The sequence below is a fragment of the Pseudomonas sp. H1_F01 genome, assembly GCF_054681425.1.
Window position 1 is genome coordinate 4,843,509 of sequence record NZ_CP162823.1, and the last position, 23,115, is coordinate 4,866,623.

Sequence of the window (23,115 nt, forward strand, 5' to 3'; positions counted from 1 at the left end):
GGGAGCGATGACCGGCGATATGGCCTGGACCTGGAAAATAAGTGAGAATGCGGACCACTGGCGGCCAGCAAATCGCGCCTATCATATCCAAGAATCGTCACTAGCTCACTAGCTTAAGGCCCAAGGCGCAAATGAAACGATCTGCTTTCTTTATCTCCGACGGCACCGGCATTACGGCCGAAACGCTAGGCCAAAGCCTGTTGGCACAGTTCGAAAACATTACCTTCGCCAAATTCATACGGCCGTACATCGACAGCGTCGACAAGGCGCGGGCCATGGTACAGCAAATCAATAAAGCCGCCGAAACCGACGGTTTCCGCCCGATTATCTTCGATACCATCGTCAATCAGGACATCCGTGAGATTCTCGCAACGTCCAATGGTTTCATGATCGACATTTTTTCCACGTTCCTGGCACCCCTGGAGCAGGAACTGAGCGAGCATTCCTCCTACTCGGTCGGCAAATCCCACTCCATTGGCCACAACTCCAACTACATGGAGCGGATCGAGGCGGTCAACTTCGCGCTGGACAACGATGACGGCGCGCGCACGCATTATTACGACAAGGCCGACCTGATCCTGGTGGGGGTGTCGCGCTGTGGTAAGACGCCGACGTGTCTGTACATGGCGATGCAGTTCGGCATCCGTGCGGCCAACTACCCGCTGACCGAAGACGACATGGAGCGCCTGCAACTGCCCAGCGCCCTGCGCGCCCACCAGCACAAGCTGTTCGGCCTGACCATCGACCCGGACCGCCTTACCGCGATCCGCAACGAGCGCAAGCCCAACAGCCGCTATTCGAGCTATGCCCAGTGCGAGTTCGAAGTGCGCGAGGTGGAAAACCTGTTCCGGCGGGAGAATATTCCGCACATCAATTCCACGCATTTTTCCGTGGAAGAGATTTCGGCGAAGATCCTGGTGGAGAAAGGGGTGGAGCGGCGGTTCAAGTGAGGTAGAGGCCTGAAGCAAAAACCTGTGGGAGCGAGCTTGCTCGCGATTGCGGTGTGTCAGCCGCATGAATGTTGCCTGACACTCCCCAATCGCGAGCAAGCTCGCTCCCACATTGGTTCTGGTATGACTTCAGGATTTGTATTCCCCCTGCTTTCCTCCTGTGGAAGCTTGCTCCCACAGGTTCTACCTCAATGAGCCACAGCCGCCTGCTCTTCCATCTTCTTGCGCAGGCTCAGCGGGCGCATGTCGGTCCAGACTTCTTCGATGTAGGCCAGGCATTCCTTCTTGAACCCGCTTTTGCCGACGGTGCGCCAGCCTTCTGGGACGACCTTGTAGTCTGGCCAGATCGAATACTGTTCTTCGTGGTTGACCACGACCTGAAAGACGATGTCCTCGCGGTCGAATACTGAAGTCATGGGTGTCTCTCCATCTTTGCTCGAGGTTCGCGGCGGCATCTGCGCAGCCAGGATATGAAAGGAACGTACGGGCCGGGGTGAAAATTAGGCCTCGACGACCGCCGCCTGCAGGGCTCGCCCGAAAATCTCGGCAACCCGGTCGATTTCCGCCTTTGTGATGATCAGCGGTGGCAGGAACCGCACCACGCCGCCTTGCCGGCCACCCAGTTCCAGGATCAGCCCGCGCTTGAGGCATTCACGTTGCAGCTGTGGCGCCAGCCGTGCATGTACCGGCGGATGGCCCAGGGCGTCAGGCTTACCCGCCGGATCCACCAGTTCGACGCCGAGCATCAACCCGCGACCGCGGATATCGCCCAGTTGCGGGAAGTCTCGCTGCAGGATGCGCAGGTGCTCGCTCAAGCGTACACCCATGGCCGCGGCGTGGGCCGGCAGGTCGTGCTCCTGCAGATAGCGCATCACTGCGGAACCGGCGGCCATGGCCATCTGATTGCCACGGAAGGTCCCGGCGTGAGCGCCCGGCAGCCAGGTGTCGAGCCAATCGCGATAAACCACCACCGCCAGGGGCAGGCTGCCACCGATGGCCTTGGACAGCACGACCACGTCCGGGATGATCCCGGCGTGCTCGAACGCAAACATCTTGCCGGTACGGCCAAAGCCGCTCTGGATTTCGTCGACGATCAACGCCACCCCCGCCTGCTCGGTGATCCGCCGCAAACCGCGTAGCCAGTCCAGATCAGCGGGAATCACCCCGCCCTCGCCCTGCACCACTTCGACGATGACGGCTGCCGGCAATTGCACGCCGGCCTCGGGGTCATTCAGCAGGTTTTCCAGGTAATGCAGATTGGCCTTCACGCCTTCGACACCACCCAGTCCGAACGGGCAGCGGTAATCGTAGGGATAGGGCATGAACTGCACGCCGCTGCTGAGCAAGGCGCCCAAGGGTTTCTTCGGCCCCAGGCTGCCCATCAGGCTCAACGCCCCTTGGCTCATGCCGTGATAACCGCCCTGGAACGACAGCACGGTGCTGCGGCCGGTGGCGGTGCGTACCAGCTTGAGGGCGGCTTCCACCGCGTCGGTGCCGGTGGGGCCGCAGAACTGGATCTTCGCCTCGGCGGCCAGCTCTGCCGGCAACAAGCCGAACAGGTCCTGGACAAAACGGTCCTTGACCGGCGTGGTCAGGTCCAGGGTATGCAAGGGCAGCTCATCGGCCAGCACCTGCTGGATCGCTTCGATCACCACCGGATGGTTATGCCCCAGCGCCAAGGTGCCGGCGCCGGCCAGGCAGTCGATGAAGGTGCGACCCTCGACGTCCTCGACATACAGCCCCTTGGCACGCTTGAGGGCCAGGGGAATCCGCCTTGGGTAGCTGCGGGCGTTGGACTCCTGCCGATTCTGGCGGGCCAGCAGCGGCGACTCATTGAACTGGTAGAGCGTCTCGACCGGCGCAGGGCTGACCCGGGCCGGCTGTGCTTCGATAAGACTGTTGGCGACTGACATCCCTCGACCCCGCAATACACTGAAGTAATGACCCAACGACACACCGCACAGGTGCATCTCCGGTCGGAGCGCACATGCAGGTTTCCTGTTGTGGAAACGCATCAGCAACGCAGGGATTTACTCTCGGGCAGAACTTTGCGGGTCGACGCGATCAGTGGCTTGTTCATGAAGCCTGTGGGAGCAAAGCTTGCTCGCGATGCAGGCACCTCGGTCTGAATGTCGGCCAAGGTGATGCCATCGCGAGCAAGCTTTGCTCCCACAGAGCCGTTGCACAGGCCATTGTTGGAGTGAATCAGGCCGGTAACACCTGCACCGGCACCGTCAACTCGACCCGCAACCCATCCGGGCGCGTGTCGAAATGCAGGCCGCAGCCGCAACGCTGGACGATGGCCTGGACGATCGCCAGCCCCAGTCCGCAGCCGGTGCTCTGGCCATTGCGCCAGAAGCGCTGGGTCAGGTGCTGGATGTCGTCGGCGGCGATGCCGGGGCCGTGGTCGCGGACCTGGAAGCGCACGCGCTGGCCGACCATCTCCAGGCTCAACTCCACATCGGTATCGTCCGGGGTATGGCGCAGGGCGTTATCCAGCAGGTTGCGCAAGGCGGCGATGGAGAGCACCGCCGGCATCTGCACCGGTGCATCGGACAACCCTGGGGATACGTGCAGCCTGATCCGCCGCGAATCACTGCTGACGGCATCCTGGATCGCCAGTCGGGCGACCTGCTCGGCGTTGCATTGCACGCCATCGTCGAACGACAGGCTGCCTTCGACCCGCGCCAGCAACAGCAACTGTTCGAGTGTGCGGTGCATGCGGTCGGCGCCCTCCTCGGCCCGAGCCAGGGACTGGTCGCGGGCGGCGCCTTCGGTCATGCGCGCCACTTGCAGGTGCGTCTTGATCGCGGTCAGCGGGCTGCGCAGCTCGTGGGCGGCGTCGCCGGTCAGCCGGCGCTCACGCTCGATGGTCTTGCCGATGCGCTGGAACAACTGGTTCTGGGTCTCCAGCAGCGGTCGCAATTCGCTGGGCAGTGGATGGATCTGCAAGGGCTCCAGGGAATCGGCGCTACGCCGCATCAGCGCATCGCGAATGCGATTGAGCGGTGCCAGGCCCTGGCCGATGCCCAGCCACAACAGGCACAGGCAACCGAGCAGCGCCACGCCCACCGGCACCGAGGCGGCCAACAGTATCGACATGTTCAGGGCTTCGCGTTCGATCTGGCGGTCGGCGGTGGTGATGCGCAAATCGCCCCGGGCCAGGGTGAAGCTGCGCCAGGGCGCGCCGTCGATCATCTGGTCGTGGAAGCCCATTTTCTCGGCTTCCAGGGTTTGTTCCGGAGTGCCGTGGCTGCGGGCGAGAATTTCGCCGCGCAAGGAACTGACCTGACAGGCCATGCCGCCTGGAATGCTCAATTGCTCGGAGCTCAAATGCGTGCCGTCGCCCTTGCTCGGCAACGGTGGCATCTGTTCCAGCAACCCGGCGACCATCCGCGCCGAAGCCACCAGGCGCTGGTCGAGGGAAAACATCATCTGGTTGCGCAGGTCACTGAGCATCCACGCCGCGGCCAGGGCCCAGATCAGGGCAAAGGCCGCGCCGAGGGTCAGGCTCAGGCGCAGTCGCAGGCTCATCACTTGGAAGACTCTCCACCTTCGGCCGGCCCCAGGCGATAGCCCAGGCCACGCACGGTCTCGACAATCCCGTTACCCAACTTGCGCCGCAGGTGATGGATATGGACGTTGAGGGCGTTGCTTTCCAGTTCGTCGTTGAACCCGTAGACGCTGTCCTTGAGCTGTTCAGTGGACAGCACCCGGCCGCGACTGTGCAACAGTGCCTGCAACAGCGATTGCTCGCGCCGGGACAGATCCACCGGTTGGCCGTCCAGGGTGGTTTCCCGACTGCTGGGGTCATAGGTCAGGCGACCGTGTTCGATCAGGTTGACGCTGCGCCCCGCCACGCGCCGCAGCAACGTGTGCAGGCGCGCCGCAAGTTCGCGCAGGTCGAAGGGTTTGAGCAGGTAGTCATCGGCGCCGGCCTGCAAGCCGTCGACCCGGTCGGTCACCGAGTCCCGGGCGGTGAGGATCAGCACCGGCGTCTCCAGCCCCTGCTGACGCAACTGCCTGAGCAGTTTGAGACCGTCCTCGTCGGGCAATCCCAAGTCCAGCACCATGACATCGAATTCCGCCACGCCGACCATCGCCCGCGCCGCCGATGCAGTGGCGACGTGCTCGACGGTCAGGCCCTGCGCCGTAAGGCCGGCAACGATCCCGCTGGCAATCAACTCATCGTCTTCGCAGACCAGTACGCGCATGGTAAGCCCCGTAGAAAAAGGTACATTAGGCCGCCGGCCGATTAAGCCGACATTATGCGACGAGTACGGCCAACATGGGCGATCATTGGCGCCTGCCGGCCGTCGTCGGGTTAATCGACGGTTAATCGCCAGCCGCCATTGTGTTTTCCACTTGCTTCGTTCTAAGGCTTTATCCATGCGTCGATTGTTTTTGCTGTGGCTGTTCCTGATCTCGGGCCTGGCCCAGGCCGCCAATCCCTTCGAGACCAAACCCGATTTCCTGCCGGTGGAAAAGGCGTTCGTGTTTACCTCCGAACGCCTGGACTCCGGTGAAACCCAGCTGTTCTGGCAGATCGCCGATGGGTACTACCTGTATCAGCAGCGCCTCAAGTTCGATGGCCTGGCCGAGGCGCAGAAACCCAAGCTGCCGGAGGGTGAAGCCCACAGCGACGAGTTTTTCGGCGACCAGCAGGTCTATCGCCAGGCGCTGGAGCTGAAGATTCCGGCCGGTGCCACGGGCAAGATCAAGGTCGGCTTCCAAGGCTGCGCCGACGCCGGCCTGTGCTATCCACCCCAGACCCAAGTGGTCGACCTGGGGGGCAGCGCACCGGTGGCGGCCAGCGGCGAGGCGCCGGACCAGGCCCTGGCCAGCGGCCTGCAACAACGGGCCTTGGGCTGGAGCCTGCTGGTGTTCTTCGGCCTGGGCCTGCTGCTGGCGTTCACCCCCTGTTCGCTGCCGATGCTGCCGATTTTGGCCGGGCTGGTGGTGGGCAGCGGTGCCGGGCCGAGACGCGGCCTGGCCTTGGCCGGCAGCTACGTGATCAGCATGGCCCTGGTTTACGCCGCCATGGGTGTGCTCGCCGCGCTGCTGGGGGCCAACCTTCAGGCGCTGCTGCAACAACCGTGGCTGCTGGGCAGCTTCGCGGCCGTGTTCGTGTTGCTGGCACTGCCGATGTTCGGCTTCTTCGAATTGCAATTGCCGGCCGCCCTGCGTGACCGCCTGGAAAACGCCGGGCGCCAGCAGCGCGGTGGCAGCCTGGTAGGCGCCGGTATTCTCGGGGCGCTGTCCGGCCTGTTGGTGGGCCCATGCATGACCGCGCCGCTGGCTGGCGCGCTGTTGTATATCGCCCAGAGCGGCAATGCGCTGCACGGCGGGCTGATCCTGTTCACCATGGGCATCGGCATGGGCCTGCCACTGTTGCTGTTGGTGACCGTGGGCAACCGCTTCCTGCCCAAGCCCGGTGCCTGGATGGACCTGCTCAAGGGCGTGTTCGGCTTCCTGTTCCTGGGCACCGCGCTGCTGATGATTCGTCCGATCATCGACGGTTCGTTGTGGGTCGGCCTGTGGGGCGTGCTGATGTTGATTGCCGCCTACAGCGCCTGGCGCCAGACCGAAGGGTTCGGCCGCATCGCCTATGTCTGCGGCAGCGCCTCGTTGCTGTTCGGCCTGTGGGGCAGCCTGCTGGTGATTGGCGCAGCAGGCGGCGGCGATGACTTCTTCCAACCCCTGAAGGTCTACGCCGGCACCGAAGGCCGCGCGACCGTCAGTGCCCACGATGCGTTCGTCACGGTCAACGAGCCCGCCACCCTGCAACGGGAACTGGATGCCGCCAAGGCCCAGGGCCAGTGGGTGCTGCTGGACTACTACGCCGATTGGTGCGTGTCCTGCAAGATCATGGAAAAACAGGTCTTCGGCCGCAGCGAAGTGCTCGACGCCCTGAGCGGTGTGCGCCTGCTGCGCCTGGACGTCACCGCCGACAGCCCTGCCAGCCGCGAACTGCTGGGCCGTTACCAAGTGCCGGGGCCGCCGAGCCTGCTGTGGATCGGCGCCGACGGTGAAGAGCGCCGCAGCCAGCGGATCACCGGGGAAGTCGACGCCAAGGCGTTCCTGGAGCGCTGGAACCTCACCCGGGACGCGCGCTGATGCTGACGTTTACCTTGGGCACCTTTGCCATCGCCCTCAACCACCTGTTGCTCATCAGCGCCCTGGCGCTGGCGACCTTCGTGGGCTGGCGAGTGGCCAAGCGCGGTGGCGAAAACCCCGAGTCGGTGCTGTTCGTGCTGTTTCTACTGGGCCTGCTGGCCGCACGGATCGGCTTCGTCGTCGCCTATTGGCAACATTACCGGGACGACCCGTGGCAGATCGTCGACCTGCGCGACGGTGGCTTCCTGGCCTGGCCGGGCATCGTGGCGCTGCTGATTGGCGCCTTGTTGTGGGCCCGGCGCCGTCCGCCCCTGCGCCGGCCATTGGGCTTTGGCGTCGGCAGCGGCTTGCTGTTCTGGCTGGTGGCGACCCTGTCATTGACGATTTATGAACAAGGCACCCGGCTGCCGGACATCACCCTGCGCACCGCCGACGGCGCGACCGTGAAACTCACCGATTACCAGGGCGGCCCCCTGGTGATCAATCTATGGGCCACCTGGTGCCCGCCCTGCCGGCGTGAAATGCCGGTGCTCGAAGAAGCCCAGCAACAACGTCCAGACCTGACCTTCCTGTTCGTCAATCAGGCCGAAAGCATGCAAAGCGTCAGCACCTACCTCGCCACCCAAGGCCTGAGCCTGGACAACGTGTTGTTCGATGGCAGCGGTCGTCTCGGCCAGGCTGTCGGCTCCATGGCCCTGCCGACGACCCTGTTCTACAGCGCCGATGGCCGCCTGCTGGGCAGCCACCTGGGGGAATTGTCGGAAGCGAGCCTGGCTCGCGCCCTGGAAAACTTCGAAACGCCGGACTCGTCCACGACGCCCCACTCCGCCACAAGGAAAACGCCATGCCCCGCCTCCGCCACCTGCTGACCCTGGCCGTTGCCGCCGCACTGTCGCAGGCCCCGCTGCTCCAGGCCGAAGAATTGCCCGCAGCCATCAAGAAGATCGAAGCCAAGGGCGCAAAAATCGTTGGCACCTTCGACGCGCCGGACGGCTTGCGCGGTTACGCGGCGCAATACCAGAACCGTGGCATGGCGCTGTACCTGACCCCGGATGGGCAACACGTCCTGCTGGGCAACCTGTACGACGCCGACGGCAAGGACCTGAGCGCCGAGCCACTGCAAAAACTGGTTTATGCACCGATGGCCAAGGCCATCTGGGCGAAGATGGAGGGCAGCAACTGGATCGCCGACGGCAACAAGGACGCACCGCGCACGGTGTACCTGTTCAGCGATCCGAACTGCCCGTACTGCAACATGTTCTGGGAACAGGCACGGCCCTGGGTCAAGGCCGGCAAGGTGCAGTTGCGTCACATCATGGTGGGCATCATCCGCGAAGACAGCCCGGGTAAATCCGCTGCCTTGCTGGCGGCCAAGGACCCGGAAAAAGCCCTGGCCGAGCATGAAAAGGCCGGCAAGGGCAGCCCGCTCAAACCGCTCAAGGACATACCGCCGGCCATCCAGGCGAAACTGGACGCCAACCAGCAGTTGATGGACGAACTGGAACTGTCCGCCACCCCGGCAATTTTCTATCTGGATGAAAAAGGCGAACTGCAACAACAGCAAGGCGCGCCGTCACCGGACAAACTGGCGAAGATTCTCGGGCCCAAGTGACTGGCCTCCACTGCAGACCCCTTGTGGGAGCGAGCTTGCTCGCGATAGCGGCAGATCAGTCAGCATTGATATGACAGACACACCGCAATCGCGAGCAAGCTCGCTCCCACAGGGGCTTTGCATCGGTCACAAAATCCCTGTTCGCGATGACGGCGGATCAGTTGCGCAATAACCCCAGCAATGTCCGATTCACGAATTCAGGGTTCTCCAGGTTGGAGATGTGCCCCGCCTCCGGAATCAGTATATGTGGGCAACCGATCAACTCGGCCATCTCCATGGACTCGGACGGCGGACGCGGTTTGTCCTGGTCGCCACACATCACCACCGTGCGCTTGGCATCCAGTTCATGCAGGCGCGGCAGGATGTCGTCCCGACCGAAAATGATCCGCCCCAGCGGCACGATACTGTCGCGCAGGCGATCGGTCGGCAACGCGGCCAGCGCGGCGCGAAACTGCTGATAGAGCGCCGACTGCGGGTCGATCCCCGGCCGGAAGAAGATTGGCACGATGATGTCCAGCAACGGCTCGGGAACGCTGCCGCTGGCTTCGATCTTGTCGAACAACGAGAAGTAGTACTGGCGGGTCGGTTCCGGCTCGACACCGACGTAGGTGTCCATCAATACCAGCGACAGCACGCGCTCAGGCGCCGCCAGCGCCAGCCGTGCCCCCCACATCCCGCCCACCGAGAGCCCGAGCAGGTTGAAACAGTCGATGCCCAGGTGATCCATCAATGCCAATGCCTGACGAGCCAGGTCGTCCAGGGAGGTCATGCCCTCAGGCAAACGCCCGGACTGGCCGTGCCCCCACAAGTCCAGGGCGATGACCCGGTAATGTTGGGACAACACCTCGATCTGCGGCGCCCACATGGTGTGGTCCCACAGATAGCTGCTGCCCAGCAGCACCACCGGGCCCTGGCCTTGGTCCAGGTAGTGAAGCGGTTGTCCGTCAATGATTGAAAAGGGCATGGGTGACCTCCTTGTTTGTGTCTGGAAAAAGCCTTGGGAGACTGAGCTGTGCAGGCTGAGCAGTCAACCTTTGAGCCGGCAGTGCCTATGCTGCCCTCATCGCGGGCAAGCCTTGCTCCCACAGGGTTGATGCTCGAACACAAATACTCTGTTCACAGCTGATCCCTGTGGGAGCAAGGCTTGCCCGCGAAGGGGTCCTTATAGACGCCGCAAAACTACATTCCTTCCAACTCCGCCATCAAATCATTCAACCGATCCACCTTCTCCTCAGTGATTTCGCTGGCCGCCAGCCCATCGATGTAGTCGGCCAGTTCCTGCACCGTGCTGCATTCGAACATCGCCCGCAGCGGTACGTTGCGTTGCAGGGCCTTTTGCACCCGTGAGGCGATCTGCGTCGCCAGCAGGGAATGCCCGCCCAGTTCGAAGAAGTTGTCCCGCACCCCCACCCGCTCGACTTTCAGCACCTGGGCCCAGATGTCTGCCAGGGTCTGTTCCAGTTCATTGCCGGGGGCTTGGTAGTCCTGGCTTTGCAACTGACCGATCTCCAGGGTCGGCAAGGCCTTGCGATCGAGTTTGCCGTTGGCGTTGAGGGGTAGGCGCTCGAGCCACAGCCAGTGCAGCGGCACCATGTATTCCGGCAGTTCGGCCCGCAGGCGCTGCTTGATGCGCTCCAGTCGTTCGGCGGATTTGAGCGCCGAGTCGGTGGCCACGAGGTAGCCCACCAGATGCTTGCCATTGGCGCCCTCCTGCACACCCACCGCCCCATCGCGCACTTCCGGCTGTTCATGCAAGCGTGCTTCGATTTCCCCCAGTTCGATGCGGTAGCCGCGGATCTTTACCTGATGGTCGATGCGTCCGACATACTCCAACACCCCATCGCTGCGCCGCCGTGCCAGGTCGCCGGTGCGGTACAGCCGCTCCCCCGGCGCGCCGAACGGGTTCGGCACAAAGACCGGGGCGGTGCGCAACGGATCGCTTACATAACCACGCCCGACCCCGGTGCCCGCCACGCACAACTCCCCCACCGCACCCAGCGGCACCAGGTCCAGCGCACCGTCGAGCAGGTACAGACAATTGTTGTCGGTGGGCGTGCCAATCGGCAGATACGTACCACGGGTCGAGGCCAGGTCGACCCTGAAGAACGCCACGTCGTCGGAGCATTCCGCCGGGCCGTAGGCATTGACCAGACCAATGTCCGGGTAACGCAACAACCACTGGTGGGCCAGTTCCGGCGGCATCGCTTCGCCGGTGGGCAGCATCCAGCGCAAGCCGTCCAGACCGATGCGTTCCTGGGCGAGCATGCCCTGGATCAACGACGGCACGCTTTCCAGCACGCTAATGCCCTGCTGCTGTACATGCTCCAGCAACCCTTGCGGGTCGTGGGCAATGGCGTTGGGCACGATGTCGACCCGGGCACCGAACAACGGCGCGGCCAGGAACTGCCAGACCGAAATATCGAAGCTCTGGGACGCCGTCTGGGCGATCACATCCGCCTCGCTCAGCGCCAGGTACGGCACCTTGCTCAGTTGGTTGTTGAGCATGCCCCGCTGTTCCACCATCACGCCTTTGGGCAGGCCGGTGGAACCGGAGGTGTAGATCACGTAGGCCAGGTTATCCGGCCCGCTGTAGATCCCTGGGTTTTCCAGCGAAAGAGCGCTGGCCTGGACGGCTTCCCACACCAGCAACTTCGGCCGCCCGGAACAGGCGAACTCGTCCAGCAAAGCCTGCGCCTGGGCCTCGCAGGCCTGGGTGCAAACCAACAACGGCGTGCGACTCAATTCGATGATGCGGCTCAGGCGCTGGCTCGGCAGGCCCGGGTCCAGCGGCAGGTAGCCGGCACCAGCCTTGAAGCTGCCGACGATCATGCCCAGCAGCTCGGCATCCCGTTCGGCCAGCAGCGCCACGGGCTGATCCAGGCCGACACCGGACGCGATCAGGGCATGACCGAGGCGGTTGCTGCGCGCATTCAGCTCGGCGTAGCTGTAGCTCGCGTCCAGGCAACTGACCGCAGGGCGCTGCGGATGAGCCGCGACTCGGGCCTCGAACAGCTCGACGTAACTCTGCTCCAGCGGATAGGCATGCTCGCTCTGGTTGCAGCCCTCGATGAGGAAGTCCTGTTCTTCGGCACCGATCAGCGGCAGCTCGCTCATGTCGCCGTGCAAGCCCGCCATCAATGCCAGCAGCAACCGCTTGAACTCGCCCAGCAGCCCCTGGACGGTGCTTTCATCGAAGTAGCGCTGGTCGTATGAAAGGTGCAGCCCCAGGTCATCCCCCGGGTAGCAGACCGCCGTCAGCGGGAAATTGGTGTGGGTCCGGCCCGAGTCCGAAGTGGCATTGAGACTTTGGGCGCGGTCCAGCACCGAGACCTCCACCGGGGCATTCTCGAACACGAACAAACTGTCGAACAGCGGCTGGCCCTTGGGCAATTCGCTGACCTCCTGGATGCTCACCAGCGGCAGGTATTCGTACTCGCGCAGTTGCATGTTGCTGTCCAGCAAATCGCTGAGCCACTGGCGCACGCTGCAGCGCTGATGGTCTTCAGGCATCTGCACGCGCAAGGCGATGCTGTTGATGAACAGCCCCACGGTGCGTTGCATCTGCGGCAGCTCCACCGGACGCCCGGCCACAGTGACGCCGAACAGCACGTCGCGGTCGCCGCTGACCCGCCGCAGCACCAGGGCCCACGCCGCCTGGGCGAACGTGTTGACCGTCAGTTGATGGGCCTGGGCCAGTTCCCGTAGCCGTGCGCCATCCTCGACATCGAGACGGGTGTAGCAGTCGCCGACGATCATGCCGCCGCTGTCACCGGCGTGCTCGCGCAGAAACGGCCGGTCGCCAGGGATCGGGGTGGTTCGCTCGAAGCCTTTCAGGTTGCGCTGCCACCACTGCCGGGCCTCGGCCAGGCTCTGGTGCTGCAACCAGCCGATGTAGTCGCGATAGCGCGGTGGCACGGTCAACTGCGGTTCGCGGTTTTCACCCAGGGCGGTGTAGATCTCGAAGAAGTCGTCCATCAGCAGCGAACGGCACCACGCATCGATGAGGATGTGGTGGTTACTCATCATGAACCAGTAGCGTGCCGCGCCGACCCGAATCAGTCGCAGATGAAACGGCGCCTGGTTCAACAGATCGAAACCGGCTTGGCGCTCGCTCTTGAGCAGCGCCTGGAGCTTGGCTTCCTGGGCGTCTTCGGGCACCTCGGACCAGTCGAGATAGTCCACCGGTGTGCGGCCCGGCCTGTGGATGATTTGCAGCATGTCTTCGCCGACGTTCCAGCAGAACGACGCCCGCAAGGCTTCATGCCGGGCGATGACCGCTTGCCAGGCCTGGGCAAAACGCTGCGGGTCCAGTTCGCTGTTGATGCGATAGCGATCCTGCATGTAGTACAGGCCTGTGCCCGGTTCCAGCAAGGTGTGCAACAGCATGCCTTCCTGCATCGGTGTCAGCGGGTAGACGTCTTCGATCTGCCCGGCCGGTACCGGCAGGCTGTCGAGTTGGCCCTGGGTCATCTTCGCCAGGGGGAAGTCCGATGGCGTCAGGCCGCCCGCCTCGTCCGTCAGGCAGTGCTCGATCAGGCGTTGCAACTCATCGAGGTAGGCCTCGGCCAGGGTGGCGATAGCCTGACGATCATGCCGTTCGCGGCTGAACGTCCAGCGCAGCACCAACTCGCCACCGCTGACCTGGCTGTCGACGCTCAGCTCATTGGGCAGCGGCGCATCGGGATCGTGGATCGCGCCCAGCGGCGCATCCAGCGGCTGGAACAGCGCATCCTGACCCAGGGTCTGGTCGAGCTGGCCCAGGTAGTTGAAGGTGATCGCCGCGCGCGGCAGGTTGGCCATCGTCTGGCGAGTCGCCGCGTCGGCCATGTAGCGCAATACGCCATGGCCTAGGCCCTTGTGGGGCACCGCGCGCAATTGTTCCTTGATGGCCTTGATCGAGGCACCGAAGCCTTCGTCCGCCGGGCTCAGGCGCACGGGATAGACGCTGGTGAACCAGCCGACGGTGCGGGTCAGGTCGATGTCGTCGAACAGCGCTTCGCGGCCGTGGCCTTCGAGCTGGACCAAGGCCGAGGCATGCCCGCTCCAACGGCACAGCACCCGGGTCAGCGCGGTAAGCAGCAGGTCGTTGACCTGGGTGCGGTAGGCGCTCGGCGCCTGTTGCAACAGTTGTCGGGTGCGCTCGGCGTCCAGGCGCACGCTGACGGTTTCAGCATGACGTTCCTGCAGCCCGCCCTCGGGATTCGCGCTGGGCAACTGCAGCTGCGCGCCACTCAACTGCGCTTGCCACCACTCCAGTTCTTCGCGCAGGGATTCGCTGCCGGCGTAAGCCTGCAAGCGCGCGGCCCAGTCGCGCAATGGGCTGGTCTTGGCCGGCAACTGCACCTGCTGCCCGGTGGTGAGCTGGCGGTAGACGGTTTGCAAATCGTCCATCAGCACCCGCCACGACACGCCGTCGACCACCAGGTGATGGATGACGATCAGCAAACGTTGCTGGCCGTAGGGTAACTGCGCCAGTACTGCGCGCAGCAATGGCCCGGTTGATAGATTGAAACGGCTCTGCGTCTGGGCAAACAACGCTTCGCAATCCTGCGCGGTGGCCACGGATATGTGCTGCAACAACGCCGCGTCAGACAACGGCTGGTGCTCGGCACGCCAGTGCCCGGCGGTTTCGCCGAAGCCCAGGCGCAAGGCATCGTGGTGCTGGAAGACGCTGCGCAGCGCCTGTTCCAGAGGTTGCGGTTCCAGGGCCGTGGTCGGCGCCAGCACCAGCGCCTGGTTCCAGTGGTGCTGGTTGGGGATCTGGCGCTCGAAGAACCAGTGCTGGATTGGCGTCAACCCGGACTCCCCCTGCAACAGGCCCTGCTCGGCAAGCACCTGCTGGCTGCGCGTGGCAACCGCGGCCAAGGTCTGCACGGTCTGGTGCTGGAACAGGTCCCGGGGCGTGAAGTGAATGCCCTGCTGCCGGGCGCGGCTGACCACCTGGATGGACAGGATCGAATCACCGCCCAGCTCGAAGAAGTTATCGTTAAGACCCACTTGCCCGACGTTCAGCACGTCGCACCAGATCGCAGCCAGGGTCTGCTCCAGGGCATTGCTTGGCGCCACGTAGTGTTGGCGATTGAGTTCGGGATCGGGCAACGGCAAGGCACGGCGGTCGAGCTTGCCGTTGGCGGTCAGCGGCATGCTCGCCAGCAGGATCAGGTGCGCGGGCACCATGTAGTCCGGCAGCTGGGCCTTGAGGTGGTTTTTCAAGGCTTCGCGCAGGGTCGCTTGTTGCTCGCCGTCCTGGCTGGCGAGGTCGCTCACCAAGTAGCCGGCCAGTTGCTTGCCGCCGGGCGTGTCGAGGGCCAGTACCACGGCCTCGCGCACCGCGTCATGTTCCAGCAGGCGGGTTTCGATTTCCCCCAGCTCGATGCGGAAGCCGCGGATTTTCACCTGATGGTCGATCCGTCCCAGGTATTCCACCAGACCGTCGGCACGCTGGCGCACCAGGTCGCCGGTGCGATACAGGCGTCCACCCTCGTTGGCGAACGGGTCGGCGACGAAACGCTCGGCGGTCATCCCCGGACGCTGGTGATAACCCTGGGCCAGACCGGCGCCGCCCACATACAACTCTCCCGTGGCGCCTTGCGGCACCAACGCCAGGTCGGCGTCGAGGATGTACGCCACGCGGGCGCCAATCACGCTGCCAATCGGCACACTGGCCGCGCCCTCTTCCAGTCGCTCCGGAGCCAGGCTCGCCAATGGCATGACCACGGTTTCGGTCGGGCCATAGGCGTTGAAGAACAGGCTCGGGTTGAACGCCGCGCGAATGCGTTGCAAGTGTTCGCCGGTCAGGGCTTCGCCGCCGGTGATGCACATGCGCACCGGCAAGGTCTGGCCCTGGGTCGCCAACCACTGGGCCAACTGGCTGCCGTAGCTGGGGGTGAAGCCAAGAATGTTGATGCGATGCTGGCGAATCAGCCCGCAGATTTCCTCGGCGTCCCATTGGCCCTGGGCCCGCAGCACCACGTGGGCGCCGCTGAGCAATGGCACCAGCAGGCGTTCGGTGGCGGCGTCGAAGTTGATGGAATAGAAATGCAGCTCGCAATCGTCCGGGCGCATGCCGAAACGCCGGATCACTGCCTGGCAATGCATGGCTATTTCACCGTGGGACACCACCACACCCTTGGGCTTGCCGGTGGAGCCGGAGGTGTAGATCAGGTACGCCTGGTGTTGCGGCAGGTTGATCAGCGGCAGCGGCTGATCCGGGTATTGGGCCAGGGCGGCCGAATCATCTTCCAGGCACCAGCAGCCCACGCCCTCGGGCAATGCACCGAGGGCCTGGAACATCGCCCTGTCACTGAGCAGCAGGCTGACGCCGCTGTCCTCGATCATGTAGCTCAAGCGGTCCAGCGGGTATTCCGGGTCCAGGGGTACGTAGGCACCGCCGGCCTTGAGGATCGCCAGCAGGCCGATGACCATTCCCAGCGAACGCTCCAGGGCCAGGCCGACCCGCACCTGCGGCCCGACGCCTCGCTCACGCAGCATCCAGGCCAGGCGATTGGCGCGGCTGTTCAGTTGCGCATACGTCAGGGTCTGCCCGGCGAAAGTCAGGGCCGGCGCATCGGGACGCATCCGCGCCTGTTCGTCGAACAGTTCGTGGGGGCATTGGTCCAGGCGATGCTCACCGGGCTCGACGCCCAGGCTGTCGAGCAGCTGTTGCTGCTCGCGGGTGTCCAGCAACGGCAGTTCGCTCAGGCGTCGGGCCGGATCGACCAGCAACGCTTCCAGCAGATTGCGCCAGTGCCCAGCCATGCGCGCGATGCGCGGTTCGTCGAACAGGTCGGTGCTGTAGGTCAGGCAGCAACCCAGGCGCTGATCCAGGTCGGTGACTTCCAGGTTGAGGTCGAACTTGGTGGCCCGGGCGTCGTTGACCAGGTATTCAACAGTCATGCCGGCCAGCGTGCGGCTCTGCTGGAACTCCCAGCGCTGCACGTTGCACATCACCTGGAACAGCGGGTTGTAGGCCGCACTGCGCGGCGGCTGCAGGGCTTCCACCAGGTGATCGAAAGGCAAATCCTGATGGGACTGGCCTTCAATCACGGTGTGGCGCACCTGCTCGAACAGTTCGCCCACCGACATCTGCCCGTCGAGTTGGCAGCGCAGGACCTGGGTGTTGAGGAACGCCCCAATCAGCCCTTCGCTTTCCGGGCGGATGCGGTTCGCCACCGGCGCGCCGATGCGCAGGTCGGTCTGGCCACTGTAGCGATAGAGCAGCACGGCCAGGGCGGCGGTCATGGTCATGAACAGGGTCAGGCCCTGTTGCGCGTTGAAGGCACGGACCCGCGCCGCCAAATCATCACTGAGGTCGAAACGGAACAATTCACCGCGATGACTTTGTACCGATGGACGCGGGCGGTCGCCGGGCAGTTCCAGCAGCGGATGTTCGCGGCCCAGTTGCGCGGTCCAATAGTCGAGTTGTCGCTGACGCTCGCCGGATTCCAGCCACTGACGCTGCCAGACGCTGTAGTCCAGGTACTGCACCGGCAAGGGTTCCAGGGGCGATTCGCGATCGTCGATAAAGGCTTCGTACAGCGCGCTCAGTTCACGGGCGAAGATGTCCATCGCCCAGCCTTCGGTGACGATGTGGTGCAACGTCAGGACAAAGTAATGCTCATGCTCGGCGGTCTTGACCAGGCAGGCCCGCAGCAGCGGCCCGGTTTCCAGGTCAAAGGGCTGGTGGGCCTCGCTGTCGGCCAGTTGCTGCACCCGCTGTTCGCGGACGTCAGCAGCCAGCTTCGAGAAATCCTTCCAACCCATGCGCAAGCCCGTCTCACCGTGCACTTGCTGGCGAGCCACGCCGTCGACGCTCGGGAACGTGGTGCGCAGGGTTTCGTGGCGCAGGATCAACGCCTGCAAGGCCGCCTCGAAACGCCCGACATCCAGCACCCCGCGCAACCGCGCCATGCCACCGACGTTGTAGGCCGGGCTGTCCGGCTCCATCTGCCAGAGGAACCACATGCGCTGCTGGGAATAGGACAGCGGCACCGGTTGGCTACGGTCGACTTTCTCGATCGGTGGCTGACGGTTGGCCTGGCCGCTGGCCTGGATCAAGCGCACCTGTTCGGCGAAGGCGCCCAGCTCGCTGGCCTCGAACAGAGTGCGCAGCGGCAGTTCGACGTCGCAGGCCTGGCGGGTGCGGGAAATGATCTGGGTCGCCAGCAGCGAATGACCGCCGAGGGCAAAGAAATCGTCCCGCAGGCCGATGCGCGCAAGGCCCAGTACCTCGCGCCAGATGCCGGCGATTTGCTGCTCGAGGGCGCTGGCCGGCTCGACGTGCTCGCGCACCTGCCATTGCGGCTCGGGCAAGGCGCGGCGGTCGAGCTTGCCGCTCGGGCCCAGGGGCATGGCGTCCAGGCGCAGCAGTTGGGTGGGCACCATGTAGTCCGGCAGTTCGGCGGCCAGGGCGGCTTTGAGTCGAATGTTCAACGCGTCCTGGTCCTGGGCGACATCCGGGGCGGTGTAATAGCCGATCAACTGCGGGCCGGTCGAGGTGTCGCGCACCAGCACTGCCACTTGGGCGATGCCGTCCTGGTCCAGCAGGCGCGCTTCGATTTCCTGCGGCTCGACCCGAAAACCGCGCAGCTTGACCTGCTGGTCGAGGCGGCCGAGGTACTCGATCACGCCGTCGGCGTTCCAACGCGCGCGGTCGCCGGTACGGTACAACCGCGCACCGGCCGGCCCCAGAGGGTCAGCGACAAAACGCTCGGCGCTCAGGCCCGGACGACCGAGGTAACCCCGGGCCAGGCCCAGGCCGCCGATGCACAGCTCGCCGGGCACTCCGGCCGGCACGGGATTGAGGTCGCTGTCGAGTACCCGGCACAGGACGTTGCCCAGGGGCCGGCCGATCGGCGAGCGCTCGCCATCGGCCTCGGTGCAATGCCAATGGGTGACGTTGATCGCGGTTTCGGTCGGGCCGTAGCGGTTGTGCAATTGCACCGCCGGCAGTTGCGCCAACACCCGGTTGCGCAGTTCGGCGGGCAAGGCTTCGCCACCGGAGAACAGCCGACGCAGGCTGCTGCAGCGGGCGCTCAACGGCTCATCGACAAACAGGCTGAGCAACGGCGGCACGAAGTGCAGCGTGGTGACGCCAAACTGCTGCACCAACTGGGCGATGCGGTGCGGGTCACGGTGTTCGCCGGGGCCGGCCAGTACCAATTCGCTGCCGGTGATCAGAGGCCAGAAGCATTCCCAGACCGACACGTCGAAACTGATCGGCGCTTTTTGCATCAGCACATCGGTGGCATCCAGCCCGTAGGTCGCTTGCATCCATTGCAGGCGCTCGGCCAGGGCCGCGTGGGTATTGCCGACGCCTTTGGGCTGGCCGGTGGAGCCGGAGGTGTAGATCACGTAGGCCAGATGGTCGCCGTGCAGGTGCAGGCCCGGCGGATTGCTTGGCCATTGCTCCAGATGCAGGGCGTCCATGGCGATGACACTGACGCCGTCGCACACCGGCAAACGTTCGAGCAGCTCGGTTTGGGTCAGCAGCAAGTCGACGCCACTGTCGTGGAGCATGTAGGCCAGGCGTTCGGCCGGGTAGTCCGCATCCAGCGGCACATAGGCACCGCCGGCCTTGATGACGGCCAGCACACCGATGAGCAGCTGCGGCGAGCGCTCGGCGGCAATCGCCACGCACACGTCCGGGCCAACGCCCTTGTCCCGCAGGTAATGGGCCAGGCGATTGGCCTGGGTGTGCAGCTCGGCATAATCGAGTTGACCACCGTCCCAGCGCAACGCAGTGCGTTGCGGCGTGCACCGGGCCTGTTCGTTCAACAGCTCCGGCAGCCATTGGCTGGCCGGCGCGCACGGGGCCGCGCTCCATTGCTGCTGTTGGCTGTGTTCATCGGCGGCCAATAACGGCACATCGCCGATGGTTTGTTGCGGATCGGCGCAGACCGCCCGCAACAGGTTGCAGTAATGCGCCGCCAGCCGCTCGATGGTCGCCGCCTCGAACAGTTCGTCGGCGTAGTCGAACGACAGCGTCAAGCGGCCGTTGCGATCTTCTTCGCTGTGCAGTTGCAGGTCGAACTTGGCTTCGCGGCTGTGCCACGGCAACTCCTCGGCCAGCAACCCCGGCAGGCGCCGCAAGGCACTCAAGTCACGCTGCTGGTGGTTGAACATCACCTGGAACAGGCCTTGTTCACGCGCCTCGGGAAACGCTTCGAGCAGTTGTTCGAACGGCAGGTCCTGGTGGACCTGGGCACCGAGTGTGGCTTCCCGGGCCTGGGCCAGCAGCGCAGCGAATGGCTGACGTGAATCGACCTGCCCGCGCAGCACCTGGGTGTTGATGAAGAAGCCGATCAGCCCCTGGGTTTCCAGGCGCGGACGGTTGGCGTTGGGCACACCGATGCGGATATCGGATTGGCCGGTGTAACGCTGCAACAGCGCCTGGAAGGCTGCCAGCAACAGCATGAACGGCGTTGCGTCGTGTGCCTGGGCCACGTGGCGCAAGGTATCGCAGAGGCCCTTGTCCAGGCGCAGGCTATGCCGCGCGGCACTGCGCTGGCGTTGAGCGCTGCGTGGATGATCCGTGGCCAGCACCAGGGCCGAAGGTTCCGCGCCCAGTTGCTGCTTCCAGAAGCGCAGTTGGTGCTCGGCCTCGCCTTGGGCGAGCCACTGGCGCTGCCAACTGCCGTAGTCGGCGTATTGCAAGGGCAACGGCGCCAGCTCGGCGAGCTGACCTTGGGAGGCGGCGGCGTACAAGCGGGAGAATTCTTCAATCAACACATTCATCGACCAGCCGTCGGCGATGATGTGGTGCAGTGTCACCAGCAACTGATGGTCATCCTCGTCGAGACGCAACAGGCTGACCCGCAGCAGCGGCCCCTTCTCCAGATCGAACGGCGTGGCCGCTTCGTCTTCTCGAACCTGCCGCGCCCGGGCTTCGCGCAAGTCGGCAGGCAGGTCGCCGAGATCGATGACATGCAGCTTGAATTCACCGGCCGGATCGACCTGTTGCAGGGCCACGCCATCCCGCTCCAGGAACCGCGTGCGCAGGGACTCATGACGCTCGATCAATTGCTGGAAACTGGCGCGCAACGCGTCTTCGTCCAGCTCGCCGCGCAGGTGCAAGGCGCCAGGAATGTTGTAGGCATGGCTCGTCGGATCGAGCTGCCAGGTAAACCACAAACGGTTCTGGGCCAGGGATTGCGGCAACGCATCGTCGCGCGACAATGCGCTGATCGCGCCTTGAGGCTGGCCGCCGTCCTGTTGCTGGTTCGCCACCGCTGCGGCGAACGCGGCCAGGGTTGGCGCTTCGAACAGCAGGCGCAGGTTCAGTTCCAGCCCCAGGGTTTCCCGTAGTCGTGCGATCACCTGGGTGGCGGCGATGGAATTACCGCCCAGCAGGAAGAAATGATCGTCAGCCTGGACCTGTTCGACCTGCAGTTGCTCGCGCCAGATTTGGCCGATGAGCGTTTGCAGCTCGGATGACGGCGCAGATTCGTCAGCGACTTCTGCCTCGGCTGACGGGAACTGTGCATAACTGTCCAAGCTGCCGTCGGCCAATCGACTGCGGCACGCCGAGCGCTGCAACTTGCCGCTGGAGGTCTTGGGCAACGCGCCGGGATTGAGCAGCACCACCACGCTCGGGGCTTGCTGGCAGGCCTCGGCCACGGCCTGGCGAATGGCTTTGATCAAGGCTTCGGGCGGGAGGATTTTCTGCACGCTGCGGCTGATTTCCGCAGCGATACCGATGCCTTCCTCGCCGCCATCGTTGACCGCGAACGCGGCCACGCGGCCCTTGCGCACCACCTCCACTTCGCGCTCGATGGTTTGCTCGATGTCCTGGGGATAGAGGTTATGCCCGCGCACGATCAGCAGGTCTTTCAGGCGGCCGGTGATGAACAGTTCGCCGCCGCGCAGGAAACCCAGGTCACCGGTACGCAGCCAGGTCCGCCCGTCGTGCTGGACAAAGGTCTTGGCGCTGGCTTCTGGGTTGCGCCAATAGCCCAGGGCGATGCTCGGGCCAGCGGCCCAGACTTCACCGACCTGATTGTCCGCCAGCGGCTGCGACGTAGCGGGTTCGACGATCAGCACCGCGTGCCCGGGCTGGCTGACACCGCAACTCATCACCGCACTGCCCTGCCCCGGCTCGGCACGGTTTTGCGTCAGTGCCGCATCATCCACCCGCAGCGAAGGAATGCCGTGGCGGCGTGGCGTACCGGCGACGAACAGGGTCGCTTCTGCCAGGCCGTAGGAGGCCATGAAATTGTCCGGCGTGAAGCCGCACGAGGCGAACTTCTCGGCAAACCGCTCCAGCGTGTCGAGACGGATCGGCTCGGAACCGGAATAGGCCACGCGCCAGCCGCTCAGGTCGAGACGCTGCAGGGCCGAGTCACTGACCCGTTCGCTGCACAGCCGATAGGCGAAATCCGGGCCACCGCTGATAGTGCCGCCGTATTCGCTGATTGCTTCGAGCCAACGCAGGGGCCGGGCCAGGAAGTAGGCCGGCGACATCAATACGCAGGGGACGCCGCTGAACACCGGCTGCAGCAAGCCGCCAATCAGCCCCATGTCGTGGTACAGCGGCAGCCAGCTGACGATGACGTCATCGGGGTTCAGGTCGATGCCGAAGCCATGACGGATCAGCAGTTCGTTAGCGACCAGGTTGCCGTGGCTGACCTGCACGCCCTTGGGCAACGCGGTGGAGCCGGAGGTGTATTGCAGGAAGGCAATGTCATCGTCCTGCAGCGTCGGCATCCGCCATTGTCCGGCGCGGGCCGGGTCGAGGGTATCAACGCACAACACTGGCGGCGCCGATTCGATGGCTTGCAACGGCTCGCGCAGATCGCTGCTGGTGAGCAGCAGGCGCGGTTCGGCGTCTTTGAGGATCGACAGCAAGCGCTCTTGATGGTGGCGACGGGCGGACTCCGGCGGATAGGCCGGCACGGCAATCACCCCGGCATAGAGGCAGCCAAAGAACGCCGCGACGTAATCCGGGCCGCTGGGGAACAGCAGCACGGCGCGATCCCCCAGCGCGGCCTCGGCCTGCAAGGTGGCGGCGATGGTCCGGGCACGCAGGTCCAGGTCGCGATAACTCAATACCACACCCTGCCCTGGGGTGTCGGCGAGGAAGCGCAGGGCCACCCGGTCCGGCGTCAACGCGGCGCGGCGCTGGAGGGCATGAGCCAGGGTGATGGGGAGTTCGAACGCGTCGGTCATGGGGGTTTCCTGCCTGGATTCGGCTTGCAAGTTGTCACCCATGGGAACGGATAGTCCCGACAAATAATTAGTCGAGGAGCCTACTCACCGAGGCATCGAACCGAAGCATCCGCCAGCCACGCGCCGCGGCAATGAGTCGCAGCATCAAGGCTGGACGCTGCATCATCAATAATTCTTCTTCTCAATTGACAATCATTATCATTAAGCCTAATTTGGCGCTCGATGTGTAGGACGAGTGCGGCATCCGGACGTCCTGCTAACTTTTTGCAG

10 protein-coding genes are annotated in these 23,115 nt (G+C 64.4%); 4 read left to right on the forward strand and 6 right to left on the reverse strand.

Translation table 11 applies throughout. From position 1 onward, the window contains the following. The first annotated feature begins 131 nt into the window (after positions 1–131). A complete protein-coding gene (gene ppsR / locus AB4O09_RS21830) occupies positions 132–950 on the forward strand; it encodes a posphoenolpyruvate synthetase regulatory kinase/phosphorylase PpsR (protein ID WP_003199510.1) in 819 nt (272 codons plus the stop codon). 188 nt (positions 951–1,138) lie between these two features. On the opposite strand, the gene AB4O09_RS21835 is transcribed toward ppsR, so the two are convergent. The 4 genes from AB4O09_RS21835 to AB4O09_RS21850 form a co-directional block, all read right to left on the reverse strand. Continuing rightward, positions 1,139–1,366: an MbtH family protein gene (locus AB4O09_RS21835; protein ID WP_003199508.1), complete on the reverse strand. Its 228-nt coding sequence runs from the start codon at positions 1,364–1,366 to the stop codon at positions 1,139–1,141. Positions 1,367–1,450: 84 nt separating this feature from the next. Beyond that, entirely contained in the window at positions 1,451–2,863 is a 1,413-nt protein-coding gene (locus tag AB4O09_RS21840) for an aspartate aminotransferase family protein (RefSeq protein ID WP_038857090.1), read from the reverse strand. A 292-nt stretch (positions 2,864–3,155) separates the two neighbouring features. Further along, the gene (locus AB4O09_RS21845) at positions 3,156–4,487 is read right to left on the reverse strand and encodes an ATP-binding protein (protein ID WP_013692603.1); all 1,332 of its coding nucleotides are present in this window, start codon (positions 4,485–4,487) and stop codon (positions 3,156–3,158) included. Next, on the reverse strand, positions 4,484–5,164 hold the full coding sequence (locus tag AB4O09_RS21850) for a response regulator (protein WP_013692602.1): 681 nt from the start codon (positions 5,162–5,164) through the stop codon (positions 4,484–4,486). The genes AB4O09_RS21845 and AB4O09_RS21850 overlap by 4 nt, the downstream gene beginning before the upstream one ends. Positions 5,165–5,339: 175 nt before the next feature. On the opposite strand from AB4O09_RS21850, the gene dsbD reads away from it, so the two are divergent. Genes dsbD through dsbG form a run of 3 tightly spaced genes read left to right on the forward strand, consistent with a single transcriptional unit; the run spans position 5,340 to position 8,679 of the window. Then, positions 5,340–7,067 carry a protein-disulfide reductase DsbD gene (gene dsbD / locus AB4O09_RS21855; protein ID WP_003199501.1) on the forward strand — a complete coding sequence of 576 codons (1,728 nt, stop codon included), beginning with the start codon at positions 5,340–5,342 and terminating at the stop codon, positions 7,065–7,067. Then, entirely contained in the window at positions 7,067–7,936 is an 870-nt protein-coding gene (locus AB4O09_RS21860) for a TlpA disulfide reductase family protein (RefSeq protein WP_003199499.1), read from the forward strand. Before dsbD ends, AB4O09_RS21860 begins: the two co-directional genes overlap by 1 nt. After that, entirely contained in the window at positions 7,912–8,679 is a 768-nt protein-coding gene (dsbG, locus tag AB4O09_RS21865; protein WP_003199498.1) for a thiol:disulfide interchange protein DsbG, read from the forward strand. Before AB4O09_RS21860 ends, dsbG begins: the two co-directional genes overlap by 25 nt. Before the next feature lie 157 nt (positions 8,680–8,836). Here the strand turns inward: dsbG and AB4O09_RS21870 are convergent, their stop codons facing one another. Then, positions 8,837–9,643 carry an alpha/beta fold hydrolase gene (locus AB4O09_RS21870; RefSeq protein WP_003199496.1) on the reverse strand — a complete coding sequence of 269 codons (807 nt, stop codon included), beginning with the start codon at positions 9,641–9,643 and terminating at the stop codon, positions 8,837–8,839. A gap of 215 nt (positions 9,644–9,858) precedes the next feature. Continuing rightward, positions 9,859–22,845 (reverse strand): non-ribosomal peptide synthetase, encoded by a 12,987-nt coding sequence (locus tag AB4O09_RS21875; RefSeq protein WP_223528953.1) that lies wholly within the window; start codon positions 22,843–22,845, stop codon positions 9,859–9,861. Between the last annotated feature and the right edge of the window lie 270 nt (positions 22,846–23,115).